The 26,363-nt window shown below is 49.5% G+C and carries 21 protein-coding genes and 1 tRNA gene; 16 read left to right on the top strand and 6 right to left on the bottom strand.

Going from position 1 to position 26,363, the window contains the following annotated elements; genetic code table 11:
- Window positions 1-27 precede the first annotated feature (27 nt).
- On the bottom strand, window positions 28-1,743 hold the full coding sequence (locus HRM2_RS14000) for an L-lactate permease (protein ID WP_015904682.1): 1,716 nt from the start codon (window positions 1,741-1,743) through the stop codon (window positions 28-30).
- 828 nt (window positions 1,744-2,571) lie between these two features.
- Here HRM2_RS14000 and HRM2_RS13995 point away from each other — a divergent pair.
- The 5 genes from HRM2_RS13995 (at window position 2,572) to HRM2_RS13975 (ending at window position 7,273) form a co-directional block, all read left to right on the top strand.
- Window positions 2,572-3,954: an FAD-linked oxidase C-terminal domain-containing protein gene (locus HRM2_RS13995; protein WP_015904679.1), complete on the top strand. Its 1,383-nt coding sequence runs from the start codon at window positions 2,572-2,574 to the stop codon at window positions 3,952-3,954.
- A gap of 3 nt (window positions 3,955-3,957) precedes the next feature.
- Window positions 3,958-5,271, top strand: coding sequence for a (Fe-S)-binding protein (locus HRM2_RS13990; protein ID WP_015904678.1), 1,314 nt, complete (start codon window positions 3,958-3,960; stop codon window positions 5,269-5,271).
- Window positions 5,272-5,360: 89 nt separating this feature from the next.
- Complete coding sequence (locus HRM2_RS13985) at window positions 5,361-6,071, top strand: FadR/GntR family transcriptional regulator (protein WP_015904677.1); 711 nt, start codon at window positions 5,361-5,363, stop codon at window positions 6,069-6,071.
- A 357-nt stretch (window positions 6,072-6,428) separates the two neighbouring features.
- The gene (locus tag HRM2_RS13980) at window positions 6,429-6,860 is read left to right on the top strand and encodes a hypothetical protein (protein ID WP_015904676.1); all 432 of its coding nucleotides are present in this window, start codon (window positions 6,429-6,431) and stop codon (window positions 6,858-6,860) included.
- A 119-nt stretch (window positions 6,861-6,979) separates the two neighbouring features.
- Window positions 6,980-7,273, top strand: a complete 294-nt coding sequence (locus HRM2_RS13975) for a putative quinol monooxygenase (protein WP_015904675.1) — start codon at window positions 6,980-6,982, stop codon at window positions 7,271-7,273.
- Window positions 7,274-7,567: 294 nt separating this feature from the next.
- Here the strand turns inward: HRM2_RS13975 and HRM2_RS13970 are convergent.
- Window positions 7,568-7,643, bottom strand: a tRNA-Thr gene (locus HRM2_RS13970).
- Between the two features lie 54 nt (window positions 7,644-7,697).
- Window positions 7,698-8,648 (bottom strand): patatin-like phospholipase family protein, encoded by a 951-nt coding sequence (locus HRM2_RS13965; RefSeq protein WP_015904674.1) that lies wholly within the window; start codon window positions 8,646-8,648, stop codon window positions 7,698-7,700.
- Window positions 8,649-8,726: 78 nt separating this feature from the next.
- Here HRM2_RS13965 and mfd point away from each other — a divergent pair, with 78 nt between their 5' ends.
- From mfd to ligA, 11 genes are all read left to right on the top strand, one after another.
- Entirely contained in the window at window positions 8,727-12,224 is a 3,498-nt protein-coding gene (gene mfd, locus HRM2_RS13960; RefSeq protein ID WP_015904673.1) for a transcription-repair coupling factor, read from the top strand.
- Between the two features lie 198 nt (window positions 12,225-12,422).
- Window positions 12,423-13,100 carry a SurA N-terminal domain-containing protein gene (locus HRM2_RS13950; RefSeq protein WP_015904671.1) on the top strand — a complete coding sequence of 226 codons (678 nt, stop codon included), beginning with the start codon at window positions 12,423-12,425 and terminating at the stop codon, window positions 13,098-13,100.
- Window positions 13,101-13,103: 3 nt separating this feature from the next.
- Complete coding sequence (locus tag HRM2_RS13945) at window positions 13,104-14,048, top strand: peptidyl-prolyl cis-trans isomerase (protein WP_015904670.1); 945 nt, start codon at window positions 13,104-13,106, stop codon at window positions 14,046-14,048.
- 28 nt (window positions 14,049-14,076) lie between these two features.
- The gene (gene mgtE, locus HRM2_RS13940) at window positions 14,077-15,441 is read left to right on the top strand and encodes a magnesium transporter (RefSeq protein ID WP_015904669.1); all 1,365 of its coding nucleotides are present in this window, start codon (window positions 14,077-14,079) and stop codon (window positions 15,439-15,441) included.
- Between the two features lie 5 nt (window positions 15,442-15,446).
- The gene (recO, locus tag HRM2_RS13935; RefSeq protein ID WP_015904668.1) at window positions 15,447-16,223 is read left to right on the top strand and encodes a DNA repair protein RecO; all 777 of its coding nucleotides are present in this window, start codon (window positions 15,447-15,449) and stop codon (window positions 16,221-16,223) included.
- On the top strand, window positions 16,220-17,257 hold the full coding sequence (locus HRM2_RS13930) for a GHMP family kinase ATP-binding protein (protein WP_015904667.1): 1,038 nt from the start codon (window positions 16,220-16,222) through the stop codon (window positions 17,255-17,257). The genes recO and HRM2_RS13930 overlap by 4 nt, the downstream gene beginning before the upstream one ends.
- A gap of 17 nt (window positions 17,258-17,274) precedes the next feature.
- The gene (glyQ, locus tag HRM2_RS13925; RefSeq protein WP_015904666.1) at window positions 17,275-18,174 is read left to right on the top strand and encodes a glycine--tRNA ligase subunit alpha; all 900 of its coding nucleotides are present in this window, start codon (window positions 17,275-17,277) and stop codon (window positions 18,172-18,174) included.
- Complete coding sequence (gene glyS, locus HRM2_RS13920) at window positions 18,171-20,240, top strand: glycine--tRNA ligase subunit beta (RefSeq protein WP_015904665.1); 2,070 nt, start codon at window positions 18,171-18,173, stop codon at window positions 20,238-20,240. The genes glyQ and glyS overlap by 4 nt, the downstream gene beginning before the upstream one ends.
- Before the next feature lie 30 nt (window positions 20,241-20,270).
- On the top strand, window positions 20,271-20,528 hold the full coding sequence (locus HRM2_RS13915) for a hypothetical protein (RefSeq protein ID WP_015904664.1): 258 nt from the start codon (window positions 20,271-20,273) through the stop codon (window positions 20,526-20,528).
- Entirely contained in the window at window positions 20,497-21,273 is a 777-nt protein-coding gene (locus HRM2_RS13910) for a nucleoside phosphorylase (RefSeq protein WP_015904663.1), read from the top strand. Before HRM2_RS13915 ends, HRM2_RS13910 begins: the two co-directional genes overlap by 32 nt.
- A gap of 85 nt (window positions 21,274-21,358) precedes the next feature.
- Complete coding sequence (gene ligA, locus HRM2_RS13905; RefSeq protein ID WP_015904662.1) at window positions 21,359-23,416, top strand: NAD-dependent DNA ligase LigA; 2,058 nt, start codon at window positions 21,359-21,361, stop codon at window positions 23,414-23,416.
- A 92-nt stretch (window positions 23,417-23,508) separates the two neighbouring features.
- Here ligA and HRM2_RS13900 read toward each other — a convergent pair whose 3' ends face one another.
- The 3 genes from HRM2_RS13900 to HRM2_RS13890 form a co-directional block, all read right to left on the bottom strand.
- Window positions 23,509-23,721, bottom strand: coding sequence for a hypothetical protein (locus HRM2_RS13900; protein WP_041273275.1), 213 nt, complete (start codon window positions 23,719-23,721; stop codon window positions 23,509-23,511).
- 429 nt (window positions 23,722-24,150) lie between these two features.
- Window positions 24,151-24,807: a response regulator gene (locus tag HRM2_RS13895; RefSeq protein ID WP_015904660.1), complete on the bottom strand. Its 657-nt coding sequence runs from the start codon at window positions 24,805-24,807 to the stop codon at window positions 24,151-24,153.
- Entirely contained in the window at window positions 24,804-26,312 is a 1,509-nt protein-coding gene (locus tag HRM2_RS13890) for a sensor histidine kinase (protein WP_148214630.1), read from the bottom strand. Before HRM2_RS13890 ends, HRM2_RS13895 begins: the two co-directional genes overlap by 4 nt.
- Window positions 26,313-26,363 lie beyond the last annotated feature (51 nt).

The following is a 26,363-nucleotide window of genomic DNA, read 5'->3' as shown; positions in this document are numbered from 1 at the left end:
TCAAACCGGAAGGTTGCTAAATGCCGATTATTTCATGGCAGATAGCAGGTGCAGGTTAAGCTGATCATGGTATCCGAATCCATAAATTACGATCAGACCGATGATACCCACCAGGGTGCAATAATACAAGGTCGGAATGATGGTGCGGCGCAGGGTGATTCCTTCCTGGCCCAAAAGACCAACGGTAGCGGAAGCGGCAACCACATTGTGAATGCAGAACATGTTGCCTGCGGCGGCACCCACGGCCTGGAGCGCCACTACAAAGGAACCGGAGATGGCGAGATTTTCCGCCACACCGTGCTGGAAGAGGCTAAACATAAGGTTGCTGACGGTATTACTGCCGGCGATAAATGCACCCAGACCGCCGATGAACGGCGCAAAAAAGGGCCACACATTTCCTGCACTGGCCGCCACCCACTGGGCCATGGCCAGGGGCATACTGGCATATCCGCCGGCATTGATGCCGGAATTGATGTAAACACGAACCATGGGAATGGTGAATATCAGGACGAATCCGGCACCCAGAAGGATTTGGCTGGATTCCTTTATTGCAGATCCAAGCTCTTTTGTTGACATGCGGTGCAGAAAAAAAGTGATGATCACCACAAAACATAAAATGGCACCCGGCAGGTAAAGTGGTTGACTGGCACCGGTAATGCCGGTACTGAAAATATCGGTCCATTTGATGGCAAAACTTTTCAGAAAACTTCCCAGGGGCAACTGGGGTAGACGGGTGAGCACCAATATCACAGCTACCAGGATGTAGGGTATCCAGGCCAACCAGATCTTCATCGGGTGTTTGTCTATGAGGGAATCAAGGCTGATCTCCATCTTGCTGACCCAGCTTTCATCCCACTCTTTTCTGGGGGCAAAATCCCATGAGTCTTTTGGAACCAGAAATCTTTTTTTGGCCGCAGTGGTCATGATGGCCATGCCGATGAGTGCCCCGATAAGAGAGGGAAATTCAGGCCCGAGAGTAATGGCGGTAAGGGTGTAGGGAACTGTAAATGCCAGACCCCCAAGAACTGCAAAGGGTAAAATTGAAAGCCCTTCGGTCCAGGATTTGTTTTTTCCGAAGAATCGGGTCATCATGATCACCATAAAAAGAGGGATAAAAGTACCGGCACAGGCGTGCATCATGGCACTCTGGGAGGTGATCAATTGAATATACTGGTCAAAATTCATGCCGGCATCCGCCAGCTGGGAAGTGAGGTGGACGTTTTCTAACCCGCCTTTTACGCCGATTAAAATCGGTGTTCCTACGGCGCCAAAGGTCACGGGCGTGCTCTGGATCATCATGCCGATCATTACGGCACAGAGGGCTGGGAAGCCAATGGCCACCATGAGCGGGGCAGCAATGGCAGCAGGCGTTCCAAATCCTGATGCACCTTCGATAAAGGCACCGAACAGCCATGCGATGAGCACCACCTGAATTCTGCGGTCCGGGCTGATATCGGAAAAACCCGTACGGATGGCCGTAATTGCCCCCGAATGTTTCAGGGTATTGAGCAGCAGAATAGCACCAAAGATGATAAACAGGATGTTCGCTGTAATAAACAGCCCCTGAATGGTCGAAGCCGCCACTCGAACAGCCGGAACTTTCCAGAAGGCCACGGCAATGACGGCGGCCACCACGTAGACGATGGGCATGGCCCGCTTTGCCGGCCAGCGAAATCCCACCAGTAAAATGGCGGCGGTTAAAATCGGCATCACTGCCAGAAAAGACTGTAATCCAAGATTCATAATTCCCCCTTTAAAGTTAGGGATCCGGAAACCACTAATCGCCCAATGTTACCTGTCTTTCAGCTCGGTGTCTTCGTTGTGTAAAAGCGCTAATATTTCAATCTGTTCCCTTTTAAACGCTTTGAATACGAGCTGAAACCCTGCGCCATATTTGTGCGATTATTAATTTCCAAATCCTTTGATAAAATGATCAATCAGCTTACCTAAGAAATTGGACCTTATTTATTTAAAAATTGGGTACTTTAATATTGGTCATACCTTTGCTCTCCTCTCCTATTGTATTTTATTTGCCCTTGTCAAGAAAAAATCTAAATAAAATGTATTTTAAGGGTGTTTTACAGGTCGACCAGGGCGCTTTTTGCTCAATAGATTAATAATATATATGCTTGTTATAACACGATATAATTCGTCTAATGATGCGGGAAGGATCGGCGGATTGATTTTTTTTGAAACTTTTCTGAGTCTGACTGAAAGAGCAGATGACTTACCCAATGGTCTGACCGTGAACAGGTGAACGGATATTTGTCGGTTAAAAAAGAATATTATATTTGAAAATTATTTCAAAGTTTGGTATGGGTGTAAGAAAAGGCTGTAAAAACAGTTGTTTTATCATTTTTCTTTTTGAATGGTCGGCCTGGTGGGAGAACCGGGTTTGTCTTTAATTCCCTTTGGTTTGCCCTTGTTATTTTAAAAGCTGCCAGGTCAATCCGTTTTTGATCGTTATTGGTATGACCTATTCTACAAACAACCCTATGGATGTGGAGGTCTTAAACTTGATCAGTGTTTCGGCCTATGCAAATTCGGGATCAAACCCCCTAAGGAGTCTCAATGAAAAAAGTTATTGATCAACTGGTAAAGGCTGTAGGCAGGGAGAATGTCTTCACCGAAAAAGAAGATATGCTTACCTACTCCTACGATGCGGCTGTTCTTGATTCCGTGGTTCCTGGTGTGGCCGTGATGCCTGAAAACAGCGAACAGCTCGGACAGATTGTCAAGGTATGCGCTGAAAACAAGACACCCATGACGGTCCGGGGGTCTGGAACCAATCTCTCCGGCGGCACCATTCCGTCGGGTGCCTCGGGCGTGGTGGTTCTCACGGGCAAGCTTAATAAGATCCTGGAGATCAATGAGGCCGACATGTATGCCGTGGTTCAGTCCGGGGTAGTCACGGCAACCCTTGCTGCAGCCGTGGAAAAAAAGGGGCTGTTCTATCCGCCAGATCCGGGCAGTCAAGCCGTATCGACCCTTGGTGGGAATGTGGCGGAAAACGCCGGTGGTTTAAGGGGGCTCAAGTATGGGGTAACCAAGGACTATGTCATGGGGGTGAGTTTTTTTGACGCCATGGGTGAATATGTGAAGTCTGGTTCAAGAACCGTAAAGTGCGCCACCGGATACAACCTGACCGGGTTGATGGTCGGTTCCGAAGGCACCCTGGGAGTGATCGACGAGATTATTTTAAAGCTCATCCCACTTCCCAAGGCCAGAAAATCCATGGTTACCGTCTTCAAAACCATTGAACAGGCATCGGAAGCAGTTGCCGCCATTATTGCGGCCCGCATCGTTCCGGCCACCCTTGAGATTCTTGACAATTTCACCATAAGGGCTGTTGAAGCGTACAGCCATGCAGGGTTGCCCATTGATGCCGGTGCCTTGCTCCTCATTGAGGTGGACGGTCATCCGGGCCAGGTCGAAGATGAGGGTGCAGCCGTTGAAGAACTTTGCAAGAAGCTTGGTGCAGAGAGCATCAAGGTGGCGGCTGATGATGCCGAGCGAGATAAAATATGGGCGGCCCGCAGAAGCGCCCTTTCGGCACTTGCCAGACTTAAACCCACCCTGGTACTTGAAGACGCCACGGTTCCCAGGAGTAAAATACCCGCCATGGTCAGTGCTATCCAGGAGATTGCGGCAAAATACAAGATAGAAATCGGTACCTTTGGCCATGCAGGCGATGGCAACCTCCATCCGACCATTTTAACCGACAAGAGGAACAAGGAAGAGTGGCACCGGGTGGAGTCTGCCATTGAAGAGCTTTTTGACAGGGCACTTTCCATGGGGGGCACCCTTTCCGGTGAACACGGGACAGGCCTTGCTAAGGCCCCGTTCCTGGAAAAGGAGATTGGTCATTCTTCCATACTCTTTTCAAGACGGTTACGCAAAGCCATGGATCCGGACTCAATTCTCAATCCCGGTAAAATCACAGGAGTTATTTAAATTATGGCTGGCATGAATGAACTTGCAAATCGACTCAAGGAACTTGAAGATCAGCTGGTGATCTGCAACCGTTGCGGCATGTGTCAGTCTGTGTGCCCTCTTTATGAGCAGACCCGAAAGGAGTCCGACGTGGCAAGGGGAAAGCTTGCCTTGCTCGACGGGCTAAGCAAAAACCTTTTTACCGATCCCGATGGGGTCGATAAACGGCTTAACAATTGCCTGCTCTGCGGATCCTGTGCCGCCAATTGCCCAAGCGGCGTGAGTGTGCTTGAAATATTTATCAAGGCACGGGCTATCATTGCCGAGTTCAAGGGGCTTTCACCTGCAAAACGCCTGATCTTTAAAAAGATGCTGGCAAACCCCGCCACCTTTGATCGCCTCACCGAGTGGGCAGGAAAATTTCAGGGCCTGTTTACAAAATCTGAAAAAAATGCCCAGGGTACCTCCTGCGCCCGTCTGGTTTCACCATTGCTCCATGACCGCCATCTGCTGCCCATGGCAAACAAACCCTTCCACAAAACCAGGGCATCGGTCGATACACGTACCGGCCGCTCGGGTCTCAGGGTGGCCTTTTTCACCGGGTGTATCATAGACAAGATGTTTCCCCGCATAGCAAACGATCTCTTGGATGTACTTGAATATCACGGGGTCGGCACCTGGATTCCCGGCGGCCAGGGGTGCTGCGGTATTCCGGCCCTGGCCTCCGGGGATCGGGCCACATTTGAAAAGCTTGTGGAGTACCATGTGGATTTGTTTGACAGCCAGAAGTATGATTATCTTGTGACGGCCTGTGCCACATGTACCTCCACCATCAAGAAACTTTGGCCTTCAATTTATGGTGGCAAGGCAAGTGGTACCCGGGAAAAGATCAGGCAATTATCCGAACGAACCCTTGATATAAACCAATTTCTCGTGAATAAAGTTGGACTTCATGATATGGGTACCGGGGTGGACGCAGATGGAGAGGCCGTGACCTACCACGATCCCTGCCATCTCAAGAAATCCCTTGGCGTGTTTAAAGAACCAAGGCAGTTGATACAGGCATCTGGCAAGAATCTTGTGGAGATGGAAGGTTCGGACAAATGTTGCGGCATGGGGGGCAGTTTTAACCTTTATCATTACGATGTCTCTTCCAAGATCGGCACCATTAAACAGAAGAATATTGCCGATACCGGCTGTAAAACCGTTTCTACCGGTTGTCCCGCATGCATGGTTCAGATATCGGACATGCTTGCCAAGGGCGGTTTGAACATCCGGGTGAGGCATCCCCTGGAGCTCTATGCTGAGTTTTTACGCAATCAGAAACTTATAACTTAAGGAATGCAAATTTTATAATTTGAACGAAAATTTAATACTGTTTTTGTTTAGCTTATTTCATCTGCGGTCCTAAACCATGGAAAAACAGAATGGATTTATCCATCAAACCCATCAAGCCCAAAAAAATATCTGATCAGGCCTTTGATCAGATAAGGGAGTTGATCTACAGGGGCAAGCTCAAGCCGGGCGACAAAATGCTGGCCGAGCGCGAGCTTGCCCTGGCCATGCAGGTGAGCCGAAGCACCGTAAGGGACGCCATCCAGCGCCTTGTCACCATGGGGCTTGTGGTTCAAAAGCAGGGTCATGGAACTTTTGTAACGGCTTTTGATTCCAAGGAAGGGACCACCCTCTTCAAGATGATGCAGAGCCAGGACGCCACCATTGACGATCTCCTTGAGGTGAGGATGGGACTTGAATGCAATGCAGCGGCCCTGGCTGCTAGACGGGCCGACAGGGATGATATCAAGGCCATGGACCTTGCCATAGAGGAGATGAAAAAAGAGATCGACTCGGGTCGCCTCGGCACTGCGGCCGACACTTCTTTTCACATGGCTATTGCCTATGCAGCAAAAAATCCCCTCCAGATTATGATAATGCGTGATTTCTATGATTATCTTTTCCACGGCATTCGAACTAGCCTCGAAGATCTGTATATGGACGGTGAAAATATAGACACCATTTTTAAGCAGCACCTTAACATCATTGACGCCATCAAGGCCAGGGATAGTGACAGGGCACAAGGGGCAATGAATACACATATTGGCTTTGTGGTTCAATTTTATAGAAAAAGGACTCTTTAGTCGTTGGTATGTCCTCACGTGTAAAATATGTTACGATTCATGATCACTCAACTTTCAGGTTTCAATTTTGATGGTCGGGGTCACCCTTGTGTCCTTGTGCTTTTGACAGCATTTTGCCCGTTTTCTAAGCCGAACAAAAGTGCGATAATGTAAGACTGACTCCATGTAAACAGCCAATCCTGAAAGTTGAGAGGCTTATTGTTGCTATTCTATAACCGGCACGGCCGGAGCGAGGTATGGCTCCGGCCTCAACGAATTTTGAAACACCTTCATTGACAATACTTTGGCGAGAGCTTCATACAAAGAGTTAAATATATTGGCAAAAAAACCATTGTTGAGCAACCCAGGAGGTAAGTTATGAAAAAACTATGCTGCGCATTAATTTTTACAGTTTTGTTAATCTGGTCGGGGAATGCTTTTGCTGAGCAGGGGAAAGGCTTGAATGTTATTGTCACCTCCGCAGACAGACAAACACAAATGATGGCGATGGTATTGTCTGTTCAGTCCATGAAAGAGCATGGCAAAGAAATTAATATCGTTCTGTGTGGCGCTGCGGGTGATTTAGCATTGCAGTCAACCAATACTGAAGCCTTCCTGCCTTTAAAGAAATCACCAACCATGTTGCTAAATGCGTTGCTGAAGATGGGGGCTTCTGTTCAGGTCTGCCCTCTTTACCTCCCAAATGCCGGGAAAACCACCAATGATTTAATTGAGGGAATTACCATAGCAAAACCTCCTGTTGTAGCAGGTCAATTGCTCGACAAAGACTATCAAAATATATCATTCTGATAGTCCACTTATGTGAGTACATGTTCACTTATAGCCATCTACTTTTAGTAGAACAAAATCATGATTTTGGACTTTTTAAATGTATTTCAACGGTATGCGAATAAAATAAGGAGGAAAAGATGGCTGAAATTGCGGTTGTTGCGGTGTTAAAAGCAAAAACAGGAAAAGAAGATGCCCTTGAAGAGGCGCTGGGCAGGCTCGTTTCTCCCAGCAGAAAAGATGATGGGTGTATTTCGTACGATCTGCACCGGAATTTCGATGATCGTTCGGTATTTATCTTTTATGAGCGATGGGAGAGCAAGGAATCGCTGGATCAGCACCTTGCCCAGCCACACTTTACAGCGTTCGGCGAGAAGGCTGGGGAACTCCTGGACGGCCCCTCCGATGTAAAGATTCTCGAAATTCTCTCATAAAGGGAAACGGGTCCATATTGTGCTTGCCGTGGGGAAATGGGGTCAGAAAATGGTGTCAGGCTTGGCTTATTGGCGTTATTGACCACGATCTATGCAAGGCTGGAACGCCTTGCAATAATGCCCATAAGCCAAGCCTGACACCTCCCACAGTCCTATATTTTTTTTCGGTATGCAAATGGTCTGAAAATGTACAACGAAAACGGTGGGTGCATATTGGGTGTAAAACGGGTCTAAAATGGTCAGATACTAAAAATCAGAAAAAACACTGAAAGGCTTGAATGGTGGGAGTTTTAATGGAGCCGATGAGCAGAGTCGAACTGCTGACTTGCTGATTACGAATCAGCTACTCTACCAACTGAGTTACATCGGCCCTCAAAAAAACTTGTTCTATATATCAGGGTTCTTTCCCGGTATCAAGTAAAACCTACAGCAGCGCCCTGATATCCTCGATTTTTTCCTTTACGCTGATGTAGCCTTCTTCAATGACATGGGCCACATGGTCAAAATCCATCATTTTTGTTGCCCCCAGACGGGGTTGGATCAGTATGTCCGGCGGGTCCACGGCAATGTTGATCCGTGTGATTCTGTCCTGCATGATGCCAATGGAGTTGGTCAGGGTTTCCATGATGTCTGGCATGGTGGGATCCGTGCCAAGAAAATCGGACATCTTTTTTTTGAGGCTTGTCCCGGCGTTTGTGTAGAAATCCGAGATTTTTCTGGCCAGCTCTCCCCTGGGGGCCTGGGGGAGGTCCTTTTTTTGTTCCTCGGGTTTTTGTTTTTCTGGTTCGGATGGGCAGTGGCTTTTATTGTGGGAAACAACGCCGCTGTTCAGATCGACGGCAATAACGATGTCGGCTTCAGTGGCCCTTGCGATGCCAACGGGGATAGGATCCACAAGGCCGCCATCCACAAGCCATCGGTCCTTGATCCGAACCGGAGCGAACAGGCCTGGATAGGACATGGTGGCCCGCAGGGCCTCCATTAATTCTCCGGATTTTAATACCACCTTGTCTCCGGTGTCAATATCTGTTGCAACCATCATCACGGGGATGAAAAGGTCTGAAAAAAGGGTGGCGCTGGTGTGCATGGAAAAGAGTTCTTTGAGCTTTTTGGTTCCGTTTAAAAGGCCGGAATGGGGAACCACAATATCAAAGTACGAGAACATTTTTTTGCCGTCCATGCTCAGGACAAATTCTTTGAGGTTTTGAAGGCCGTTGCCGGCATAGATGGCTGCTATATAGGAGCCCACGCTGCATCCGACAATGAAATCAATGGGTATTTTTTCTTCCAGGAGGGCCTCAATGGCTCCGATATGTGCCCACCCCCTGGAAGATCCGCTGCCAAGCACCAGCGCCACCTTCTTTACCCTATCCATCGCTTTTTCTCCTTGACACCTGTTTAGTCTCCATATAAAAATATTTGAATTTGTTGAATAAGAGTGACTTGCCTGCCAATGATAAAACAACTACTTGATACCATAGCCAAACGAGATACAAGCATAGACCTGACCGGAGTCCACGGCTCAGGATCAGCTTATATCACAGCAAAATTGTTTGCAAGCAACGATTGCTCCCTGGTCGTTGTTCTTCCAGATAGAAAAAGAGCCATGGCGTTCATGGATGAGCTCGAATTCTATCTGCCCAAGGGTAAGCGGCGGGTGATCTATTTTCCTGGTTATAATATCCTGCCGTTCAAGGCCCTCTCGTTCCACAGCGAAACCGCATCAAAAAGAATTGCAGCCCTTTACAAACTGCTTTCAAGGCGTGAGCACCACCTTATTGTGACCCATGTGGATACCCTGCTCCTTAAGATGATTCCCCGAAAGCGCCTTGCCGATGCAGCAGATCTGGTGATCAACAATGAAGAGATTGATCGGGATCTTCTGGTGGCACGGCTCAATGCCGGAGGGTATATTAGAACCTCCCTTGTTGAGGAGCCCGGTGACTACTCGGTTCGGGGTGGAATTCTTGATGTCTTTTCTCCCTCAGCCACTTTTCCTGTGCGTATTGAGCTTTTTGGCGATTATGTGGAGTCCCTGCGTTTTTTTTCTCCCATTACCCAGAGGGGGATAAAAGACATCCAGGAGATTGAGATCGTTCCCGCCAATGAGGCGGTGATTGATCCTGCTGAGCTTCCCGAAATCCTGGGACGCCTGAGAAAGGCCGGGGCCGATGCCGGGGTAGATCCTGTCGTGATTCGAGGCCATGTGGACAAAATCCGGGAGGAGGGGCGATTTCCCGGCATGGAGGGCATGCTCTCCATTGTTTATCCCGAGCTTGACAGCTTTATGGACTATGTACCAGACCACGCCCTTTTTTTGCTTGAAAATCCCCTGGACATCGAGGCTGGTGCAACTGCGTTTGAACAAAAGGCCAGACAGAATTATACCAGCGCCCTTGCCGAAAATCGGCTGTCGGTTACCCCTGAGTCCCTTTATATTGAATGGTCCCAGGTCAAGTCAAGGCTGTTTGAAAAAAAGCCGGTCTGCTTCAAGCGTCTGACCATGGACCGCCGGGAGACTGACAGCGCGGCGTTTTCGTTTGACATATCCGACAACACCTTCCTCTCCTCCACCCTCAAGGGAGAGGGGAAAACCGAAGCCCTGTTTCAACCCCTGGCCGACTGGTTCCTTGACAAGAAAAATGATGGTTCCAGGGCCGTTGCCGTCTGTTCGAGCACGACCCAGTCCCAGCGGCTGGTCGCCATTTTAAGGCCCTATGGGGTCGAGCCCACCTTTTTAAAGGGGTTTGAAGAGGTGGAAAACCAGAAGCCGGGTATTTACTGCATCCCGGGGTATGCTTCCGGAAATTTGACAAGGGGGTTTGTTTTCCCTGAGCAGGGGATTGCCCTTGTTACAAACCAGGAAATTTTCGGAGCAAAAAGACGCAGAAGTGCTGGGGGAACCAAGCGGGCAAAGTCCCAGTTCATCACACCTGAGGAGCTCAAGGAAGGTGATATCGTGGTCCACCTTGAGCATGGCCTGGGAAGGTATGAGGGCCTTGTGACTCTTAAGTTAGAGGGGATCTCAGGCGATTTTATTCTCATTTCGTTCCGGGATGACGACCGTCTCTACCTGCCGGTTGATCGCATGGAGATGGTTGAAAAGTATATCGGCGTGGACGGCTACTCACCGATTCTTGACAAGATCGGCGGAAAGACCTGGCAGAAATCCAGGGCAAAGGCCAAAAAAGAGGTGGAAAAGATGGCGGGCGAGCTGTTAAAGCTCTATGCCGAGCGGCGGGTGGCTAAGGGATTTGCCTTTAGCCGGCCGGACCATTTTTTCAACGATTTTGAGGCAAGCTTTCCCTTTGAGGAAACTCCGGACCAGCTCAAGGCCATTGATGATGTCCTGGTTGATATGGAATCGGAACGGCCCATGGACCGCCTGGTGTGCGGGGATGTGGGGTATGGGAAGACCGAGGTGGCCATCCGTGCCACGTTCAAGGCGGTGACCGATGGAAAGCAGGTGGCCATTGTCGTTCCCACAACCATCCTTGCCGAGCAGCATGTTCATACGTTCCGGGAACGCTTTGGCAACTATCCCATAACCGTTGAGAGCCTTTCAAGGTTCAGGACCAAGGGTGAGCAGGCCAAGATTGTCAAGGACCTTGAACAGGGAAAGCTTGATGTTGTGATTGGGACCCATCGGCTGCTGCAAAAAGATATTGCCTTTAAATCCCTTGGACTGCTTGTGATCGATGAAGAGCAGCGGTTTGGGGTCAAACACAAGGAGGCCCTTAAAAAACGACGTAGCTCCGTGGATGTGCTTGCCCTGACGGCAACCCCCATCCCCAGGACCCTGCACATGTCCCTGACGGGCATGCGGGATATCAGCATTATTTCCACCCCCCCCGTTGACCGGCAGCCCATTGTTTCGTACATCTCTGAATATGATGACGCCATTGCCGCAGGTGCCATCCAAAAGGAGCTTGAGCGCGGCGGGCAGATCTTTTTTATTCACAACAACATCAAGACCATTTTTAAGACAGCGGAAAATCTCAAGAAACTTGTGCCTGAGGTGAGAATCGCTGTGGCCCACGGGCGATTGAATGAGGCCAGTCTTGAAAAGGCCATGCTTCAGTTTATCAACCGTGAAATCGATATGCTGGTCTGCACCACCATTGTTGAATCAGGGCTTGATATTCCGTCGGCCAACACCATGATCATTAATCGGGCCGACATGTTTGGTCTCGCCCAGATCTACCAGCTCAGGGGACGGATCGGCAGGGGAGAGGAACAGGCCTATGCCTATCTGTTTGTACCCGAAGAGCACCGCCTGACACGGGATGCCCAGAAGCGGCTTGCGGCCCTCATGGAGCACAGGGACCTTGGGTCTGGCTTTCAGATCGCCATGAAGGATCTCCAGATCAGGGGGGCGGGCTCCGCCCTTGGAGGCTCCCAGTCCGGCCATGTGGCGGCCGTGGGATATGACATGTTTTTAAAACTTCTGGATGAGGCTGTGGCCGATCTCAAGGGTCAGCCGCTGACCGATCCCCTGGAGCCTGAGATTAATGTGACCCTGTCCACCTTTATTTCCGACGAGTATGTCCAGTCCATTGAGCAGCGTTTGACCATCTATCGGCGGCTGTCCCAGATGACCACGGTAAAGGAGGTTGCCGCCATGCAGCAGGAGCTTGTGGACCGGTTTGGTAAGCTTCCGGAAGAGGCGGGTAACATGCTGTTGAAGATCATGCTCAGGGTGCTGTGCGTCAAAGCCGGTGTCAAGAAACTCGACCTGACCAACACCTCTTTGACCCTTGTGTTTTCAGCCGTTCACCAGCGACGGCCCCAGGCCCTTGCCGGTGGTGTTTCAATGATCAATGCCGCCCATGAATTTACAGCCGAAAATACGCTTCGATTTTCAATCGGCGGGAAGTTTAAACCCGTTACCCGGGCCCTTGGAGAGGCCAAAAAAATCCTTCAGGTCATTGCCCCCCTTGTGAATCCATGACCCTTTCTCTGACGGCCCGGTGAAGGCCCTTGGGGGCATTTACGGTCATGCCAACCCCTTGTTTGTTATCTGTGTTGGCCTTACCTTGCCCCAGAATCTTCTTGAAAACCGGCGCATTGCGTGGTAACAATTCATGATTTATGCAAAGCAAGAGTCTTGAAGCTGTGGCAAGGAGGGGGGTAAACCCGTGGCCGATCAATGAGAGTCGTTTTTTTCCTGATTGTTGTTTTGTCGTGTCTGATACCCTGGTGTCCGCATGGTGAGGATGTGCCGGACAAAACCGGGACCTATCTTCTGAAATCCGGGGATCTTGTCATCACGGACAGGGAATTCAGCGAAGAACTGGAACTCAAGCGGGCGGCTTATCCCTATGGCATTCAGAAGAATCCGAACGAATATAACACCCTTGTCATTGAGCTTGTGGATCAGCTTTCAGAGGAACTTGTGCTCAGGCGTGCAGCCCGGGACAGGGGCATTTATGTGACCGATCAGGAATTAAAGGCAAACGAGGAGGCGTTCAGACAGGATTATCCAGAGGATTCATTTGAAAAGTTGCTCGTTGAAAATGCCGTCTCCCATAGGTTCTGGCGTCATAGACTGAAACTGAGCCTGCTGTTTGATCGTTTGATCGACAAGGATTTAAGACAGAATATAGAAATAACGCCCCGGGAGATGATTGCCTGTTATAATGATTTGAAAAACAGCACTGAAGAGATGCCGGATGAGGCTGAGCTTGTAAATAAGATTCGCATGGAAAAGGCTGAAACCGCTTATCCCGGCTGGATCGAAAACCTGGAAAAGATTTATCCGGTTTCCATTAACCGGGTGAAAATTGACCGTTATTTAAAAACCATGAAAGCTGATAAAGGGGACTAACCTTTGATAACGAGAAAAATCAATTTTGGACTGGCAATCGGTGTCTTTACTCTTTTTACCCTGTGCGGAAATGTATATGCCGAAATTGTTGATCGAATTGTGGCCATTGTCAACGAGGATATCATCACCCTTACCGAGCTGAACACGGCCCTTCGGCCTTATATTGATAAAATTGATTCTGCTGGTTATACCGGGGATAAGAAGGAGAAGATTCTGTTCAAGCTCAGGACAGATATGTTAAGCCGTATGGTCGATAGAAAGCTGACGGATCAGGAGGTTAAAAAATTTAATATTACTGTGACGGACAAGGAGATTGACGCTGCCATCGAAAGGCTGAAACAGGCCCAGTTGATGACCCAGGAAGACCTTGAAACTGCCCTTGAAAAGGATGGCATGACCTTTGCCGATTACCGGGAAAAGATGCGCCTGGAGATCATGAGGCCCAAACTGATCAACTATAGCGTCAAGTCAAAGGTGATCGTGACGGACAAGGATATTGCCGCCTATTATGCCGAACATCAGGCAGAGTATGCCGGGGTCAGGAAGTTCCGGCTTTCAAATATCCTTGTGTCCGACGAGAGTACCGCTGAGACCGTCTGGAATCGCCTTGAAACGGGTGAGGATTTCAAGGCCCTTGCCGGGGAGCTTTCCAAAGCACCCAATGCCGCAGAAGGTGGTGCCCTTGGAAGCTTTGCCCTGGATACCCTTTCGGATCAGTTAAAGGTCGCCATCGGCAAACTTGAACCGGGCCAATACACAAATGTGATTCCCACGGACCAGGGATTTCAAATCTTTTTCCTTGACGAGATTGTTGAATCCAAGGGCAATGCCCTTGATGAGGTAAAGGATGAGATTCAGAAAAAGCTCTACGACAGTATTGTCGAAAAAAAATTCAACTCATGGCTTGAATCCCTGAGGGAAAAATCCCTCATTAAAACAATGCTTTGATGTTCATGCTCGCAAGGGGGAGAAGAAAATGACCAGGGACCGTATTGAAATACTGGTGGAGAGCATTAAACGACTCTTGAGGCGTGGGGCCACAAAATCCCTGCAAAATATCGTCCGAAAGACCCATGCGGCTGACCTTTCCATTGTTTTCAGAGAGTTGTCGCCGACAGGCATGAACACCCTTTTTCATATGATCAAGGATATTGATAAAAAGGTCGTTCTCCTGTCGGAACTTGAAGAGAACACCTTTCTTGATTTTGTGAAGGTGATTGCCATTGATGACCTGGTCCAGGTATTTGAACAGATGCCGGCCGATGATGCAGCTGAACTTCTAGGCTGGCTTGACGAGGGTATGGCCGACGAGATTCTCCAGAAGATGAAAAAAGAGGACTCCCTGGAGGTCGAGCACCTCATGAGCTATGGGGAGGATACGGCCGGCAGCATCATGATGCCGGATTTTATTGCCCTTAAGGAAGATACCTGCGCAAAGGATGTTATTGCAGCCCTTCAGAACGAGTTCCTCGATGTTGAGATGCCCTTTTATGTCTATGTGATCGATGAGTACGGCAGGCTCGTGGGGGTCAGTTCCCTCCGTCAGCTTGTGGTTGTTCAGCCGGATCGGCCTTTGAAGGAGTTCATGGCCAAGGATATTGTGTCGGTCAAGACTTACACGGACAGTGAGGATGTTGCAAAGCTTGTGGCAAGGTATGATTATCTTGCCGTTCCGGTAGTGGACAACGACAACCGGCTCGTGGGTATTGTCACCGTGGATGATGTCATTGACATCATCAGCGAAGAGGCCACCGGAGACATTCTCAAGATGGCCGGTGTGGGTGAGGATTACATCGAGACCCAGACGGTCCTCAGGGGAACAAGGATTCGCCTTCCCTGGCTTTTTACCAGTTTTCTTGGAGGCATAGGCGCCTTTTTCATTATTGGCGGATTCCAGGAGAGCCTTGCTAAATTCACCTATCTTGCCGCCTTTATCCCGGTGATCATGGGCATGGGCGGTAATATCGGCACCCAGTCCTCGACCATCGTGGTTCGAGGACTTGCAACGGGCAAGATCAACACCCGGGATCTGTGGTCTGTGGTATTCAAAGAGCTGACCATCGGGCTGATCCTTGGGATTGTTTACGGAGTGTTCATCGGTATTGTTGCCCAGGTCAGATTTCACACCGAACTCCTTTCCCTGGAGCTTGCCTTTGCCGTGGGACTTGCCGTGCTCGTATCCATGACGGTTGCGGCCCTTGTGGGATCCCTGGTTCCCATGCTGTTTGAAAAGGCAAACATTGACCCTGCCGTTGCAACGGGGCCCTTTGTCACCACTTCCGTGGATATCGTCAGTGTGTACTGCTACTTCATGATTGCAACCCTGCTGCTCGGGATTTAGAACCCATGTCCGGTTTTTCCACAGACGGCATTGTGCTCAAACGGATCGAGTATGGGGATAACGATCTGATTGTGACTTTTTTTACCACGGCCATGGGCAGGGTCTCCGTGATTGCCAAGAATGCCAAAAAAAGTGTTAAACGGTTTGCCGGTGCCCTGGAACCCTTTTCCGTTATGAACCTTGAGTGTACCTGGCCCAGGCGGAAAAATGCCCTGCCCCTGCTCAATGCCGTAGATCTGAGCTATCCCTTTGCAAAAATAAGAACCCATACTGTTAAAACCGGGTACGCCTGCTACTGGCTTGAACTGATCAATTCTTCCATTGAGGAGGGTAAAAAGCAGGGAGAACTTTATGAACTGCTCTTTTTTGTGCTCCAGGCCCTTGATGCAGATACCATGGACAAGGAGATCTTAAGTCTCCTGTTCCAGATTCGGTTCATGAACCTGTCGGGTCTCTGTCCAGATCTTACCTCATGCGGGACCTGTTCAACCCCCCTGGATGGAATGGCACAACATCGAATCATCTTTGATTTTGCCCAGGGATGCCTGGTCTGTGATCGATGTGCAAAGGGGGCGGTTCGCCATGGCATTACTGTTACCAAGGGGACCTTGAAGCAGCTGTCCTGGATCAACAACACGGATCTGCGCCGGGCCGATCGGATTCGGTTCTCCCCCTGCGCCGTCAGGGAAGGTGAGCGTCTGCTTGAGTCGTTTATTCCCTGCCACCTTGGTCGGGAGGTCAACAGTCTTACTTTTTTACGCAGAATCAGGGAGGCCGGATGAACTATCAGCAGCAACTTGAACAACAAGAGGTAAGGGCGAGTGTTCCCTGCCGGATTGATTTTGGCGGCACCCTTGATCTTGCCACCTTTTACCTGCCCCTCAATCAGTATAACCCCTCCACCGTGAACCTGGCCCTTGATCTCAGGACGTCTGTTACCCTTTCCCCCTGGAGACAGGGACGCATACGGATCTCTTCCAGGGGGTTTGACAGTGCCGAGTTTGAAGCAGATGCAGCACCGTTTAATCATCCCATGGGACTGATGTTTGCCTGTGCCGCTTTTTTCAATGCCCAGGGGGTTCACATTCAGATCAACTCTGCCTCGCCTCCAAGAAGTGCCCTTGGTGGATCATCCGCCGCAGCTGTTGCCATTATCGCCGCCTTTCACCGGGTACTTGGGCGCTCCATTGATCCGGGTTCCATCGCCATGGCGGCCCATTGCCTTGAATCGAGTGTGGCAGGTGTTCCCTGCGGGTCCCAGGATCAGCTTGCCGCAGCTTTTGGCGGGGTGAACCAGTGGTCCTGGCGGTTTGTCCAGGACGGGTCCTTGTTTGTGAAAAAAGCCCTTGTTCCCATGGGTGGTGAAGGCGCCCTTGACCCCCATTTGCTGGTGGCCTATTGCGGCAATCCCCACGAGTCCAGGGATATTAACCGCCGCTGGGTGGACGGCTTTCTTGCCGGTCGCCATCGCAAGGTCTGGAAACAGATTGCCCGGCTGACCGAGGCGTTTGCCGCAGCCCTTGTGGCCGGGGATTACGCCCTTGCAGGTCAGTTGATGAACCAGGAGACTCGCCTGAGGCTTGAAATGACGCCGGATGTCCTCGATCCCACCGGCATGAAGCTGTTTGAGCGGGCCGAAACAAACGCATGCGGCGCAAGGTTTACCGGTGCCGGTGGTGGTGGGTGCATCTGGGCCCTTGGCGGCAAAAACCACATTGCAGACCTGAAGGCTGACTGGCTTTCGATCCTGGCGCATGATCCAGAGGCCGGCCTGTTAAAGACAAAGATTGATCCCATTGGAATTATAATCAGCTAAAAAGTGAGAGATTAACAATGAATTTTCAAGACGTTATTTTGACTTTGAACAACTTCTGGGCCGAAAAGGGGTGTGTCCTCATTCAGTCCTATGACACGGAGGTGGGTGCCGGAACTTTTCATCCCACCACTTTATTGAAGGCCCTGGGGCCGGAGCCCTGGAAGGTGGCCTATGTCCAGCCTTCAAGGCGGCCCACGGACGGTCGTTACGGTGAGAACCCCAACCGGCTTCAGCACTATTATCAGTATCAGGTGATCATTAAGCCGTCTCCGTCAAACATCCAGGCCCTCTATATCGAGAGCCTTAAAAAACTTGGTATTGATCCCTTGGACCACGACATCCGCTTTGTGGAGGACGACTGGGAATCTCCGACCCTTGGCGCCTCAGGCCTTGGTTGGGAGGTCTGGCTGGACGGCATGGAGGTGACTCAGTTCACCTATTTCCAGATGGCGGGCAGCATTGAGCTTAAACCGGTCTCCGTTGAGATCACCTATGGCCTTGAACGGCTGTGCATGTATCTCCAGGGGGTTGATTCCGTGTATGACCTCAAGTGGAACGATACCATTACCTACGGGGATGTCTACCACCAGCAGGAGGTAGAGCAATCCACCTATAACTTTGAAGTGGCGGACACGGACATGCTGTTTGATTTCTTCAACAAGTACGAGTCCGAGGCCCTTCGCATTATTGAAAAGGGACTGGTCCTGCCGGCCTATGAATTTGGTTTGAAGTGTTCCCACACCTTCAACCTCCTTGATGCAAGGGGTGCCATCAGCGTAACCGAACGAACAGGGTATATCGGCAGAATCAGAAAGATCGCCCGGGCCTGCTCAAATGCGTATGTGGCCCAGCGTGAACAGATGGGTCACCCCCTTTTAAACAGGCCTGTCAAACAGGAAAGAAAGGTGTCAAAATGAATAATTTACTGATTGAAATCGGTGCGGAAGAGATTCCAGCTGGATATATTCTCCCGGCCCTTACCTCTTTTTGTGACCGGGTAACGGCAGCCCTTACCGGGGCCAGGATCAATCATGGCAAAACAGCCGTATTTGGTACTCCCCGCCGCCTTGCCCTGATGGTTGAGGATGTCCAGGCCTGTCAAGCCCCCCAGAAGACCACCCTCATGGGACCGCCCCAGCGCATTGGCTTTGACAATGAGGGAAAGCCCACCCTTGCAGGGGTCAAGTTTGCCGAAAAGGCCGGGATCGTTCCTGAAGAGATTATTATTACAGACAACGGCAAGGGGCCATATCTTTCCGCCGTGATTGAGGAAAGCTGCCTGCTAACTGAAGCCATCCTGGAAGGCGTGCTGCCGGAACTGATACAGGCCATTCCTTTTCCCAAAAGCATGCACTGGGGGGATCTTGATGTCACCTTTGCACGGCCCATTGTTTCCCTGACAGCACTTCTGGGCAAGACGGTTCTTAACTTCAAGATCGGCAACATTGCTTCGGCATCATTTGTGTTCGGCCATTCGTTCATGGCACCTGAACGATTTGAACTGGAATCCGCCGATGCCTACCTTGACACCCTGCGAAAGGCCGGTGTTGTTGCAGACATAGGTGAGCGAAGGACAATCCTGAAAGAGAGCATCAAGGCGGCAGCTGACAAGGCCTGCGCCACCATCATCGAGGATGAAGAGCTTGTGGATATTGTCAATAACCTTGTTGAATACCCCTATCCCGTGGTCGGTCATTTTGACGAGGTTTTTCTTGAGCTTCCCGACGAGGTGCTGATCACGGCCATGCGCGAACATCAGAAATACTTTGCCCTGGCCGATACAGCCGGTAAACTCATGCCCTGTTTTATTGCAGTCAACAATACCCGGGCCCGGGACATGGACGTTGTGGCCAAGGGCCATGGCAAGGTGATCCGGGCGCGGCTTGCCGATGCACAGTTCTTTTACCATGTGGACCTTGAGTCTACCCTGGACGATTTTGTGGAGAAGCTTAAGGCCGTCACCTTCCAGGCAAGCCTGGGTTCCATGTACGAAAAGACGGGCCGGTTGGTGGTTCTGGTCGAGTTTCTGGCCGGGTTGGTCAACGCCGACCAGGAGTTGCAGAAAAAACTGATGCGGGCTGCAAGACTGTCCAAGGCTGATCTTGTGAGCCAGATGGTCATCGAGTTTACAAAACTCCAGGGAATCATTGGACGGGTGTATGCACAAAAGGGCGGAGAGGATCCTGAGGTGGCCATGGCCATTGAAGAGCACTACCGTCCGGTCTATTCCGGCGGTGATCTGCCCCGGACCGATACGGGGAAAATTCTTGCCATTGCCGACAAGACCGATACCCTTTGCGGCTGTTTTTCAGCTAATCTTATTCCGACCGGGGCCTCAGACCCCTATGCACTGAGACGTCAGTCCATTGGAATTCTCCAGATCATGCTTGAGGCAGGTTTTGATTTTTCCCTTCGTGCTCTTGTTCGAAGGGGGGTAGCCCAGTACCAGACAGACCCTGATAAAAAGAACGAGATCTCAACCCAAATCCTGGAATTTCTCAAGGGCCGGATGACAAATATGCTTGTGGACCAGGGATTTTCAAGGGAAGCCGTCAATGCGGCCCTGTCCGTTTCGTTCTACAATGTGCCCGATGCCTTTCTCAGGATCAAGGCCCTTGATATCCTCAGGCAGGAGCCCGATTTCGAGCCCCTTTCAACTGCCTTCAAGCGGGTGGTCAACATCCTTAAAAAGGCAGGTGGTGATGCAAAAACCAGGGTAAACGTCAACCTTTTTAACTGTGATGCGGAAAAAGCCCTTCACCAGGCGTGCGGAGAGGTGACCGAGCGGGTTGACACCTGCATAAAGGCAGGCGATTATGGTGCTGCCCTTAAGGAGATATCAACCCTTCGCCCCCATGTGGATCGGTTGTTTGAGGATGTCATGGTCATGGATGATGATGTTGCCCTTCGCATCAACCGCATGGCCCTGCTGTCGTCTGTGGCTGCCCTGTTTAGAAATATTGCAGATTTTTCACAAATATAAATTGATTTAACAAATATGTAAGGAGGTATCATGGCAGGTTATGATCCTGAAAAGGACAAAAAATTAAACGAATGGAAGTGTGAAGAGACCGGATTGATTTTATCCATCCACCAGTATGCCGATGGTGAGCCAAAGCTTCAGATCGGTCCCAGGGTATTAAAGAAAAAAGACGGCACTGACCGCGCCCCGTCCAAGGCAGGCCGGCTGAGCATCGAAGATGTGATGTGGATTTACGATATCATAGACGAGGTAAAGGATGAGCTTTCCGACGTGGTCGGACCTGAATGATAGAGCAATAATCCAGCCCTATGGGGCCAGACCAGGCTTTGAATCCGGGGCTGTGGCCGTTATGGTGAGTACTGCCCCGGATTTTAACTATCTCAAGGCAAATGCAAGGGGCAACACCTGCAGCCCCTTGTTCATGGGTTCTGTTTTTACCGAAACTGAAAAGGGGGCCTCGTTTACCGGCCCCCACATGGGGGCGCCCTATGCCACCATGGTCGAAGAGGCCCTGATTGCCAAGGGTGCCCGCACCCTGCTGGTCTTTGGCTGGTGCGGCTCCCTGTCAACGGATCTTGCCATTGGTGACATTGTTTTGGTGGACGGGGCCATTGCAGACGAGGGAACCTCGAGGAATTACATGGAACCGGGTGAGGATTTTCCCAGAATTCTGCCCGATTCTGATCTTCGGGCAAGGCTTGGCAACGAGCTTAGTGCCGGGGGGATTGCCTTTAAATCTGGAACCCTCTGGACCACGGACGGCATTTACCGGGAGACCCCCAAAAAGGTAGAATTTTTCAGAAACAGGGGGGCTGCGGGGGTTGATATGGAATGTTCAGCCCTGTTTGCCGTTGGCAGATATAGAAAGGTGAGAATGGCTGCCATCCTTGTTGTGTCCGATGAACTGGGTACAATGACCTGGAAACCGGGGTTTAAATCCAAATCGTTTAAAGCCGCAAGAAAACAGGTTGCAGACCTTCTGCTTGACCTTTCCAGGCGCGATTTTTGCCTGCCTGACCTTTCCAGAGCCTGATGTGTAAGGGCCTGGCCGTTTCAGGCTGTGATTTTTCCAGGCTATGATTTTTCCAGCCTGATGACCTTTGTAAGAGAGATACTTTATGATTGACCCATCATCATCGTTTGACAGGATTAAAAAAGAGGCGCGCCTGCTCCGGGAGCAACTCCATGTGCACAACATTAACTACCATGTAAAGGATGATCCGGTTATTTCAGATGGTGAGTATGACCGGATGATGCAGCGCCTCATCGCCATTGAAACCCAGTTTCCTGAGCTTTCCACACCAGATTCGCCCACACGGAGAATAGGGGCAAAGGCGCTGACGGCTTTTGAAACGGCCGAACATGCCATCCCCATGCAGAGTCTTGACAACGCCTTTTCCGACCAGGATGTGATCGATTTCCACAACCGCACAGCCAAGATCTTAAACACCAGTGATATCCGTTATACCGTGGAGCCCAAACTTGACGGTGTGGCTGTTGAGCTTCGGTATGAACAGGGTAGCCTTACCCTTGCCCTGACCCGGGGGGACGGCACCATGGGTGAAGTGATCACCGATAATGCAAGGACAATCCCATCTGTCCCGTTGAAGCTTGCCCCGGCTGGAAATGGAACAATTCCAGATGTGCTTGAGGTGAGGGGAGAGGTGATCATCAATTCCAAGGATTTTGAAGGTCTCAACAAAAAGCGTCTGGCAACGGGGGAGCCCCTGTTTGCTAACCCCAGGAATGCCGCGGCAGGTTCATTGCGCCAGCTCGATTCCAGGGTTACAGCCAAAAGGCCCCTTGAAATTTTTGTCTACGGCGTGGGGCGTGCACAGGAATTGATGGCAAATTTTGACATAGGTTCCCATTCGGCCCTGCTGGAGAGTCTAAAACGCCTTGGATTTCGAATCAATCCGCTGATTCGGTCCGGTCTCAGCCTTACCGAGGTGCTTGACCGGTTCAAGGCATTTGAAACCATGCGCCAGGATCTTGACTATGAGATCGACGGCATGGTCATCAAGGTCGATGATATTGTCTTTCAAGAACGCCTTGGTACAAAAGCACGCAGTCCCCGCTGGGCCATTGCATACAAGTTTCCCGCCATGGAAGAAACCACGGTGATCAACGATATCATTGTCCAGGTGGGTCGGACAGGAACACTTACACCCGTCGCCATACTCGAACCTGTGAACATCGGTGGGGTAATGGTGGCAAGGGCAAGCCTGCACAACCAGGACGAGATTCAGAACAAGGATATCCGGATTAATGATACTGTCCTTGTGAAAAGGGCAGGGGATGTAATTCCCAAGGTGGTCAAGCCTGTGACCGCACTTCGGACCGGATCTGAACGTGTGTTTGTCATGCCGACCCATTGCCCGGTGTGCCATAGCCCGGTGCGTCGTCTTGACAACGAGGCTGCGGTAAAATGCATCAACGCCTCGTGCAAGGCCCAGCTTAAGCAGCGGCTTAAGCACTTTGTCTCTAAGGGAGGATTTGACATGGAAGGCCTTGGGACAAAACTCATTGATCAGCTTGTGGACCGAACCCTGGTGGGGTCGTTTGCCGATCTGTTTACCCTTGACCGGGAGACATTGGCGGCCATGGATCGCATGGGCGAAAAATCGGCCACAAACATTGTCCAGGCCATTGAACGCTCAAAACGCATCCCCTTGAAACGGTTTCTCTTTGCCCTTGGCATGGCCCATACCGGAGAATCTGCAGCCCAGCTCTTGAGCAGCACCTTTTTTACCCTTGAGGCTCTGCTAAAGGCAAGTGCAGAAGCCCTGGGTGCCATCGAAGGGGTCGGACCCAAGACCGCAGACTCGGTGGTGGCTTTTTTTGCCAATCCAGACAATCAGGAGACCATCGCCCGGATGATGGAGAATGGTGTGGTCATTGAAAACCACACCGTTGTTGAATCCGCTGCCCTGGATAATGCCACTTTTTTTAGTGAAAAACGGGTGGTTCTGACTGGAACCCTTGGGACTTTAACCCGGTCCGAAGCCAAACAACGGCTTGAAGAGCAAGGCGCCCGGGTGGTGTCAAGCGTCAGCAAAAACACGGACATCCTTGTTGCCGGTGAAGCTTCGGGCAGCAAACTTGTCAAGGCCCGTTCCCTTGGCGTGACCATCATGGATGAACAGACCTTCCTTGAACACCTTGACAGAGGGTAGCGCATGGGTTGCGACTTATCCGGTCCACCCTTTTTTTCTGGCCAGTTCATATCGGTCTCCATTCTTTTCTTGAAGTTCTCTGGCCTTCTGGTTTATGGATGTTTGTTTCCTTTGTCTTTTTTGCTTTCATCCTTTTTGTTTCTGGAACGTATCGTCGCCATATGTTCCCGATAACAGGCAGGACAGATTGAATGGCTAATAATGGAAAATCCGTGTGCTTCCATTCTCAATGCGAAACTACTTTCAGGACCTTCCTTGGTTCCCATTTTCTTGCCACACCAGGCACACTTGATTTGATAAACCATCTTTATCTTCTCCAATTAAAAGGGGCCCCCAGGGGCAATTAAGGGCCGTGGAGGATGAGATTGAACACTTCCTCGGTGTTTGAGAGCACCTTCATGCCTGCCTGATATGTGTTGTGGCCCTTTGTAATTGATGACATGTCAGTGCCTGTGTATCTGATCGCAGGTTCAATTCCTTTTCAGAGGCTTATTCCATAAATTCTGTACTGTGAATATGTACATATACCTATCCCGCAGGAAAGTTGTACCTAGTGTCTTGAAAATTTCAAATCACAGGCCATGAATGCTTCTACATGGGGTGAGCCTATTTAAAGAATATGAAGTGTATGCAGCTCAAATGTCATGGCCGGAGAACCTGTCTGTTTTGGCAGGTTTGAAAGATGGGGGATGGTACAAGAGGGGATGCCTTGTACCATTTCATTAAAGGCTACTTTATAGGGTAATCAGACCTTCTTTAACTGCAAATCTGGTCAGTCCGGCAATGGTGTGGATTTTCAGTTTATTCATGGTATTTGTTCTGTGGACATCAACGGTGCGTTTACTGATATTTAATTTTTCAGAAATTTCTTGACTAGTATAGCCCTCGGCGATGAGTTGGATAACCCCCCGCTCCCTCAGGGTTAATCTTTGTAATGGGCAAAGCAACTTGGTATCCCCCGGGGTCTGAATGTCTTCCATCATGATGTTCAAAGCCTCTGGACAAAGATAGGATTTTCCCGAGGCCACCATCAAGATCGCCGTATGGAGGTCTTCCAGGGAAGATGTTTTGAGTAAAAATCCTTTTGCACCGGCCTGTATCATGCTTTTTACGTTGAATTCGTCGCACAGCATGGACAGTGCAATGATTTTTATATCGGGATTTTTTGATATAATCTGTTTTGCAGCCTCAATACCGTTCAAATCAGGCATATTGATATCCATGATAACAATATTGGGGCAATGTTTTTCTGTCAGGCGGACGGCATCAAGGCCGTTACAGGCTCCCTGCAAAACCTTGACATTCGGTTTTTCCTCCAAGGCTTTTTTCAGACTTTGACGCAAAATATCATGGTCGTCAACTAAAAGTATTGTAATGGGATTTTGGTTCATTCCAGATTTTCACTCCATGCCAGTAAAGGAGAAAGAATAAGGATATTGGACCCTTTACCAGGCTCCGAATATATTTCGATATCACCCCCCAGGGCTTTAATTCTGTCTGAAATATTGATTAAACCAAACCCTAACGAATTCCTATTCTCCAGACAGCCGGTATCAAAACCGACACCGTCATCCTCTACACTGATGATAAACTGGTTTTCCAATAAAGAGAGTGTCACTTGTGCCGTTTGCGCATTTGAGTGTTTGAGTATGTTGATGATCAGTTCCCTGACAGAGCGATAGAGTACAGTCTTCAAAGTGTCTTCGATCTGAGCGGGGTTTTTGATGTTGTTGTTGAACAATATTTTTAATTCATTCCGAGTATTTATGTCGGAGACCAGCCATTTGATGGTCGCCTCCAGGCCGAGGCTGTATAAGATCGGTGGACTGATCTGGAAGGTGAGTGATCTTAGATCTGACACTGCTTTTTCCAATGTTTTTTCAACAGTGGTCAACTCATCCAGATTTCCCATTAATGTTGAACCAGTGATGTTTTTGATTTTAAACAGGCTTAAGGCAAGGGACTGGCTGACACTGTCGTGAAGATCCTCAGCAATGAGTCTCTTTTCCCGTTCCTCAGTGGCAACGAGTTCGGTTGAAATGTTTTGCAGTTTTCTTTTAATATTTTCTCTTTCAACCTTGAAAAGTTTATCATGAATTGCTTTGAGTTTATCTGCTTTTTCCCTGATGATCCGGTCCCGGTTCAGGATCTGTTCGTTGTATTCTGCCTGAATTTTATTGGAGTTTATGATGATCGTTTTTATAGAAGGAATTTGGGATAGGATTGCATTAAATATCCGGGTTCCCAGGTTTCGATATTGAAAGTGAATATCAAAATCCCAAATACCCCGGCCTGGGTCTCCGTATTTTTCAGGGCCTTTTTCAACACAGGTAGCGTTTATCCTGATATTGGTTGCACCGGATATTCTTGCATAGGATTCAAAAATTCCTGAGTGCCAGTCTATGGCAAATTGATTAACAATTATATTGTTATTGTGGATTAATCGAATGACAACCCGTCCTTTTTCTATTTTCAGAATAAGGCTTTCTTTTGTGCGGTTGTATTTTTTGTTTTCCTTAGAAATTATTTTTAACAGCCTGTAGGGACCCAGTAATGGAATACCTATGGCTGTTTTAAGAATATGATCGGACTTGCAGCATGACTTTCCGATTTTATATGCAAGGTTAGGATCGGGAACCCTCGCTTGCACAGTGGCATAAAGCTTAATCATGAATTCATTGGATAGCCAGTATGCCGTGTCGGTTAAATGAAGGATCGAGACAGGTTCAATTTTTCCGGTTTTTAAGTTTTCGATTAAAAAGGGCCTTTCCCGGTTTACCTGGTTTAGAATCCCGGTGAAGTTCATATTCAGAAAATTGTTTTTCAAGTATTCAACGATCCAAAAGGTGTTTAATGCAGACACCTGTTTCTTCATAGCCGTATTGTTTGTTGTCACCTTTTTTGTTTCCCCAAATATAATCGAAAGGATAGCTGTGACCAAGGGATT

Origin of the sequence: Desulforapulum autotrophicum HRM2 (assembly GCF_000020365.1) — a bacterium.
GTDB lineage: Bacteria > Desulfobacterota > Desulfobacteria > Desulfobacterales > Desulfobacteraceae > Desulforapulum > Desulforapulum autotrophicum.
Note: the sequence above shows the minus strand (reverse complement) of the source record. Positions and strands in the feature narration are given on the sequence as shown.

Bases quoted from the DNA above. Each gene is read 5' to 3' on its own strand.
- HRM2_RS14000 (WP_015904682.1), bottom strand. From the start codon at position 1,743: ATGAATCTTGGATTACAGTCTTTTCTGGCAGTGATGCCGATTTTAACC.
- HRM2_RS13995 (WP_015904679.1), top strand. From the start codon at position 2,572: ATGAAAAAAGTTATTGATCAACTGGTAAAGGCTGTAGGCAGGGAGAAT.
- HRM2_RS13990 (WP_015904678.1), top strand. From the start codon at position 3,958: ATGGCTGGCATGAATGAACTTGCAAATCGACTCAAGGAACTTGAAGAT.
- HRM2_RS13985 (WP_015904677.1), top strand. From the start codon at position 5,361: ATGGATTTATCCATCAAACCCATCAAGCCCAAAAAAATATCTGATCAG.
- HRM2_RS13980 (WP_015904676.1), top strand. From the start codon at position 6,429: ATGAAAAAACTATGCTGCGCATTAATTTTTACAGTTTTGTTAATCTGG.
- HRM2_RS13975 (WP_015904675.1), top strand. From the start codon at position 6,980: ATGGCTGAAATTGCGGTTGTTGCGGTGTTAAAAGCAAAAACAGGAAAA.
- HRM2_RS13965 (WP_015904674.1), bottom strand. From the start codon at position 8,648: ATGGATAGGGTAAAGAAGGTGGCGCTGGTGCTTGGCAGCGGATCTTCC.
- mfd (WP_015904673.1), top strand. From the start codon at position 8,727: ATGATAAAACAACTACTTGATACCATAGCCAAACGAGATACAAGCATA.
- HRM2_RS13950 (WP_015904671.1), top strand. From the start codon at position 12,423: ATGAGAGTCGTTTTTTTCCTGATTGTTGTTTTGTCGTGTCTGATACCC.
- mgtE (WP_015904669.1), top strand. From the start codon at position 14,077: ATGACCAGGGACCGTATTGAAATACTGGTGGAGAGCATTAAACGACTC.
- recO (WP_015904668.1), top strand. From the start codon at position 15,447: ATGTCCGGTTTTTCCACAGACGGCATTGTGCTCAAACGGATCGAGTAT.
- HRM2_RS13930 (WP_015904667.1), top strand. From the start codon at position 16,220: ATGAACTATCAGCAGCAACTTGAACAACAAGAGGTAAGGGCGAGTGTT.
- glyQ (WP_015904666.1), top strand. From the start codon at position 17,275: ATGAATTTTCAAGACGTTATTTTGACTTTGAACAACTTCTGGGCCGAA.
- glyS (WP_015904665.1), top strand. From the start codon at position 18,171: ATGAATAATTTACTGATTGAAATCGGTGCGGAAGAGATTCCAGCTGGA.
- HRM2_RS13915 (WP_015904664.1), top strand. From the start codon at position 20,271: ATGGCAGGTTATGATCCTGAAAAGGACAAAAAATTAAACGAATGGAAG.
- HRM2_RS13910 (WP_015904663.1), top strand. From the start codon at position 20,497: ATGAGCTTTCCGACGTGGTCGGACCTGAATGATAGAGCAATAATCCAG.
- ligA (WP_015904662.1), top strand. From the start codon at position 21,359: ATGATTGACCCATCATCATCGTTTGACAGGATTAAAAAAGAGGCGCGC.
- HRM2_RS13900 (WP_041273275.1), bottom strand. From the start codon at position 23,721: ATGGTTTATCAAATCAAGTGTGCCTGGTGTGGCAAGAAAATGGGAACC.
- HRM2_RS13895 (WP_015904660.1), bottom strand. From the start codon at position 24,807: ATGAACCAAAATCCCATTACAATACTTTTAGTTGACGACCATGATATT.